This window comes from Edaphobacter sp. FHG110511_03 (genome assembly GCF_059115365.1).
The window spans coordinates 1-471 of the sequence record NZ_JBZYWL010000063.1 but is presented as its reverse complement, the minus strand read 5'-3'; the positions used below and the strand labels follow the sequence as shown (position 1 = coordinate 471).

Below are 471 nucleotides of genomic sequence, written 5' to 3'. Positions count from 1 at the left end.
CATGGAGATTCGTTCGGTAGGCATCGACCTGGGCAAGACGACATTTCACCTTGTTGCGCTGGGAACATCGGGCAAGGTGCTGGTGAAGAAGAAGTTCTCACAGAAGCAGCTGCTGGCGTTCACGGCGAACATGCAGACTTCGTTGATTGGTCTAGAAGCCTGTTCCGGGGCCCACTTTCTCGGTCGAGCCTTGAAGCAGCAAGGTCACGATGTGCGGTTGATCGCGGCGCAGTTCGTGAAGCCGTTTGTGAAGTCGAACAAGAACGACTTCGTTGATGCGGAAGCGATTGCCGAAGCGGTCGAGCGCAAGAACATGCGCTTCGTCCCGATCAAGACGGATGATCAACTCGACCTGCAGGCGATGCACCGGATTCGTGATCGGCTTGTTTCGCGGCGCACGGCAGTCATCAACCAGATACGAGCTTTCCTGCTGGAGCGCGGTATGGTCTTTGCGCAGAAGCCGGCGAAGCT

1 protein-coding gene is annotated in these 471 nt (G+C 56.7%); it reads left to right on the top strand.

All coding sequences use genetic code 11. The annotated features are described in order from the left end of the window. Position 1: 1 nt before the first annotated feature. Positions 2-471 (top strand): IS110 family RNA-guided transposase (locus AC5S26_RS29955; RefSeq protein WP_494188607.1); only part of this gene is annotated, 470 nt, incomplete at its 3' end.